The following is a 5,018-nucleotide window of genomic DNA, read 5'->3' as shown; positions in this document are numbered from 1 at the left end:
TGATAATCATCCTTGTCATTGCTTAGATGATCAGATCATGAAACCTAAAAATAGTTCAAAAAAAATCCCTAAGCGTGGCTTAGGGATTTGTGTATAAGAGACAGCCTCGAGAGGCGCCTTTTTTATTACTCAATCTTTCTAGAAACTTGTAGCTGTACAGACAAATAAGCACTTGGCCTACCGTAGGCCAAATACTCTCAATCCTTTGATTGCTCGCTATTCTTTCAACAACGATGGCCTAACGACGCAATCATGGTTGTCTTCAGCTAGCATCAATAACTCTTCCACGCTCATCTTACCCAGTGAATCATTGCCAAGAAACGCTGCATAGCTTTCCACAGATGCCAATCGGTCGATCACGAAGCTTGGTAAGGTCTGGTTAAATTCAATGCGATCAAATTCACCACCAGCGCACGTTTTAAAAGAGCTGCCATCCCAGTAACCCTGAACCAGTCTGAGCCCTTCGTCATTCTGCTTCATCGTAGTCTCTAGAACCGACTTAGCTTCTTTCTGGTAGTTTTCGAGTTGCTTGGCTTGGATAGGTAAGATTTTGCTATCAATACGATACTGTTGATACACAGCTTCGCCTGATTTATTGAAACGCACATGGACACGATAAGGAACCAGCTCATTAGAAGAGTTACGCTGCTCGCCTTCACGAATGAATTCTCGAAGCACGCCTTCTGACCAAGCATAGTCAGTTTGGTACCAGCCGTAATCGCCGACAGTGACGTAGTCAGCTGAAGTATGAGGTTGTGTTAGCTTGTTTGTAACCCAGTAGAAACTTGTCGCGTCGCCCATGACTTGGCCGCCGGTATGAGTTTCAAATTGCTCTAGGTTTTTGCGAGGGCTTGTTGAAGAACAGCCAATAAGAAATGTGGATAATAGTGAAACGAGAAGAAATGCTTTTTTCATAAAAACCTGTACCGAGGTGGAATACGACTACCTCGGTACAGTTTAGATTATTTCACTGAATCTTTCAGCGCTTTACCTGCAACAAATGCTGGAACATTTGCAGCAGCGATTTGGATCTCATCACCAGTTTTTGGGTTACGACCAGTGCGAGCTGCACGGTGGTTTACTTTAAAAGTACCAAAACCAATTAGCTGAACTTGATCGCCATCTTTAAGAGCATCTGTAACACCGCCAAGAGTCGCTTCTAGAGCAGCTTTAGCTTGTGCTTTAGAAAGGTCCGCTTTTTCAGCAATAAAGTCGATTAATTGAGTCTTGTTCATTTTAGGTTTCCCTTCTTTGTATTTTTGAATTCAATTCACTCTAAAACATAAATGCCCCATCTGGCAAAGGTTTGTCGTCGATCTTTAGCTCTAATGCCGTAGTTTTAGCCATAATATGAGTAATAACTCACAATTTGTTACTGATTTTATTAAGCAAGCCCTTGTTTAAAAGGGGCTGAGAGCAAAATTAATGATGACCTAACCACTACTTTTTCACTATAATCCACGCTGAATCGCTGCTAAAGCGTACAATTTAATTTAAGGGCAAACATGCTGCTGCTAACTATTTACGTCTCCATTGCTATTGGAGTTTCTTTCATTTGTTCTGTTTTGGAAGCTGTACTTTTGAGTATTAGTCCGAGCTACATTGCTCAACTAAAACAAAATGGGCACCCTGCAGCAGAGTCTTTAGACAAACTGAAAACAGATATTGACCGCCCGCTTGCGTCAATTTTAACGCTCAACACCATCGCGCATACTATCGGTGCTGCGACAGCGGGTGCTCAAGCGGCTGTCGTTTTTGGTAGCCAATGGTTAGGTGTCTTCTCTGCCGTACTAACGCTGGGTATCTTAGTTTTGTCTGAGATTGTTCCAAAGACCATTGGTGCAACCTACTGGCGTCAACTTGCTCCTGCTTCAGCAAGCGTGCTTCGTTGGATGGTGTTCTTCCTCACACCGTTCGTGTGGTTCTCAGAACAGATCACCAAACGTCTTGCTCGTGGCCACCAAGCACCAAAAATGCGTGATGAGCTATCTGCAATGGCAATTTTGGCAAAAGAGAGCGGTGAGTTTGCAGAAGGCGAGTCAAAAATCCTGAGCAACCTGCTAGGTATTCAAGATGTACCTGTAACTCAGGTCATGACGCCGCGCCCAGTAGTATTTCGCGTAGATGCGGAAATGAGTGTGAATACCTTCCTAGAACAACACAAAGACACACCATTTTCTCGTCCATTGGTTTACAGCGAGCAGAGTGACAACATCATCGGTTTTGTTCACCGCCTAGAGCTGTTTAGATTGCAGCAAGCGGGGTGTGGTGAGAAAGCTCTGGGTGAAGTAATGCGCCCTATCCACGTGTTGCTGAACAACATGGGCTTGGCTAAGGCCTTTGACCAGATGATGGCAAACCGCCTGCAACTGTCTTTAGTTGTGGACGAATACGGCACTATTCAGGGCATCATCACCCTAGAAGATATCTTTGAGCACCTAGTAGGTGAAGAGATTGTCGACGAAGCGGATAAGACGACTGACATGCAAGAACTGGCGTTCCAACGCTGGGAGAAGTGGAAAGAGACACACGGTGTTATCGAAAACCGCGATGACGAGGACGAGCTAGAGGAAGAAACTCCAGCAGACAACGACTCTTCAGATGCAAAATCAACGAATGACGACGACGCATCAAAAGATAAGGCATCAAAAGACAAAGTGCAGAACGAAGACAAAAAAGACGCTTAATCAAAATTTGATACCATCAGATACAACAAAAGCTCCCTAGGGAGCCTTTGTTTTTATTCGTACTTTAGTGCGATGTTGAATTACAGAGCAACACCAATGTTACTGACTGGATCTTCACGCAGTTCGTGGCGTAGGTCTTTGATCAGCTCTAAATCACGCTCAGTCGCTTCACGCAGAGGTCGGAAGATGGCCCACTGAACGTCCCACTCTTCACATACCGCTTCGTTTTCTTTCTGATTTTCGTTCGTCACTTCTTCTGCGCCTTGAGCAAACTCAAGCTCAGCAACCGTCTTCACCGATTGTTGACTCACTTTAATTACCGCTTCAAACATATGTTCACGGTCAAGCAGGCCATGAATTAACGTTGCTAGGCCTTGGCACGCATCCATTGCTGGGTAAACACCATAGAAATCAAAATCATCACCGCTAGGGAATAGCTCTTCAACTTTCTCAAGTTGACGCTCAAAGTTCACCTTTGCTGTTTTAACTGTCAGGATTTCCCAAATGCTATCTAAAACATCACGATAGATTCGAGCTTCCGCAAATTCTGTATTCTCACAAAACATGGCATAGTTAGGGTACATACGCTCACATAGACACGCCATAAAGGTAATTTGTTGCCAAGGTTCTAACTTTTCAAGACGAACCTGCAGTGGATTCTGAAGCATAGTCACTCAATAATTGCAGAAAAAGACAGCGAAAGTGTACTTGATAAACCCTGGGGGGAAAAGGTAAGCCGATGAACAATTTTACGAATAAGCTCTATATTCTTACTGAGCATGACGATACCTATACGCAACTGATTCTAAACCAGGATTTACCCGACCTAGAAATCACTCAAACCCCCGAATCAGCACAGATTGTCTTGGCGTCACCGCCTCTAATCGCAAAGCGCCTCGGCGAGTTTAAAGAACTCGACTGGGTGCAGAGCACCTATGCTGGAATCAATAAACTCATTCAACCAGAGCTTCGTCAGGATTACACACTGACCAACGTCAAAGGTATCTTCGGGCCTGCTATCGCGGAATACGTTTTAGGCTACACCATCAGCCACTTTAGACACTTTCCTCATTACTACCAGCAACAACAGCAACGAAACTGGCAACCTCAGCTTTATTCTAGCCTAACTGACAAAGCCATGGTGATTTTAGGAACAGGGGCAATTGGCAGTCATTTGGCAAAAACCGCTGCGGCGTTTGGTATTCATACCATTGGCGTCAACCGTACAGGTATCCCATCAAAACAAGAAACCTTCAAAGACACATTTCATATCAATGAGATAGAAGCCGCCCTCAAGCAAGCCGATATTGTGGTCAACACCTTGCCATCAACACCTGAAACCTTTCAATTGCTAAACCAAACCACGTTAGGTTACTGCTCTAACGTGCTGCTGTTTAATGTCGGTCGAGGGGAAAGCCTAGACAATAAAGCCTTATTGCTCGCCATAAAAAATAGATGGGTAGAACACGCATTTTTAGATGTATTTGAAAGCGAGCCCCTCTCGCACGATCACCCTTTCTGGAAACTACCGCAAGTGACCATCACACCGCACATTGCAGCGCTAAGCGAACCAAGACAAGTGGTCGAGATCTTCGCAGAGAGTTATAAGCAGTGGCGAGATGGCTTTACACTTAATCATGTCATTGATTTTGATAAAGGTTACTGATGTCCTCTTCGTTGCTTATAGAGATTCGACAATGCCGAGCTTGTGAACCTCACCTTTCACATGGTGCTAACCCGGTGATTCAAGCCCACCCAAATGCACGCTTGCTGATCATAGGTCAAGCGCCAGGTATCAAGGTGCATGAGTCGTCGATCCCTTGGAACGACGCCAGTGGCGAACGATTAAGAGAGTGGTTAGGGATAGATAGCGATACTTTTTACGACGAGCAAAAAGTCGCGATTGTGCCTATGGGTTTTTGTTATCCGGGAAAAGGGAAAAATGGCGATCTGCCACCACGCAAGGAGTGTGCAGAGCTCTGGCATAAGAAAGTATTGCAGTCACTGCCCAATGTTCAAATGACACTTTTGATTGGGCAGTATGCGCAAAACTACTATTTGAAGGAAAGAACCACCAAGACACTGACAGAGACCGTCAAAAATTGGCAGATTTGGGCACCAGAGTTTTTACCACTTCCCCACCCTTCACCACGCAATAATATTTGGCTCAAGAAGAACCCATGGTTTGAAAGTGAGGTTATTCCTTACATCCGCAAACACATCTCAGAGCATTTGGCCTACCATGAACCAAATGCTTAATGAACTGCACACAGCCGAAATTAAACGAGTATAGAATTACCAATCTGAAGGCAATAAAAAAGGTTCATCGCG

6 protein-coding genes are annotated in these 5,018 nt (G+C 44.5%); 3 read left to right on the top strand and 3 right to left on the bottom strand.

Annotated features, from left to right (window positions below):
• Nucleotides 1-216: 216 nt before the first annotated feature.
• Together BCT34_RS01765 and hupA are read right to left on the bottom strand one after the other, a co-directional pair.
• The gene (locus BCT34_RS01765) at nucleotides 217-915 is read right to left on the bottom strand and encodes a DUF1481 domain-containing protein (RefSeq protein WP_076651495.1); all 699 of its coding nucleotides are present in this window, start codon (nucleotides 913-915) and stop codon (nucleotides 217-219) included.
• A 47-nt stretch (nucleotides 916-962) separates the two neighbouring features.
• Entirely contained in the window at nucleotides 963-1,235 is a 273-nt protein-coding gene (gene hupA, locus BCT34_RS01760; RefSeq protein WP_004729753.1) for a nucleoid-associated protein HU-alpha, read from the bottom strand.
• Between the two features lie 270 nt (nucleotides 1,236-1,505).
• On the opposite strand from hupA, the gene BCT34_RS01755 reads away from it, so the two are divergent.
• Nucleotides 1,506-2,687 carry a hemolysin family protein gene (locus BCT34_RS01755; RefSeq protein WP_076651494.1) on the top strand — a complete coding sequence of 394 codons (1,182 nt, stop codon included), beginning with the start codon at nucleotides 1,506-1,508 and terminating at the stop codon, nucleotides 2,685-2,687.
• Between the two features lie 80 nt (nucleotides 2,688-2,767).
• Here BCT34_RS01755 and BCT34_RS01750 read toward each other — a convergent pair whose 3' ends face one another.
• Nucleotides 2,768-3,355, bottom strand: a complete 588-nt coding sequence (locus BCT34_RS01750) for a DUF416 family protein (RefSeq protein WP_076651493.1) — start codon at nucleotides 3,353-3,355, stop codon at nucleotides 2,768-2,770.
• Nucleotides 3,356-3,426: 71 nt separating this feature from the next.
• Between BCT34_RS01750 and BCT34_RS01745 the strand changes: the two genes are divergently transcribed.
• Nucleotides 3,427-4,353, top strand: a complete 927-nt coding sequence (locus BCT34_RS01745) for a D-2-hydroxyacid dehydrogenase (protein ID WP_076651492.1) — start codon at nucleotides 3,427-3,429, stop codon at nucleotides 4,351-4,353.
• The gene (locus BCT34_RS01740; RefSeq protein ID WP_076651491.1) at nucleotides 4,353-4,946 is read left to right on the top strand and encodes a uracil-DNA glycosylase family protein; all 594 of its coding nucleotides are present in this window, start codon (nucleotides 4,353-4,355) and stop codon (nucleotides 4,944-4,946) included. The genes BCT34_RS01745 and BCT34_RS01740 overlap by 1 nt, the downstream gene beginning before the upstream one ends.
• Nucleotides 4,947-5,018 lie beyond the last annotated feature (72 nt).

Source organism: Vibrio sp. 10N.261.45.E2 (assembly GCF_002875705.1).
Lineage (GTDB): Bacteria > Pseudomonadota > Gammaproteobacteria > Enterobacterales > Vibrionaceae > Vibrio.
This window is presented reverse-complemented; position numbering and strand designations above follow the sequence as displayed.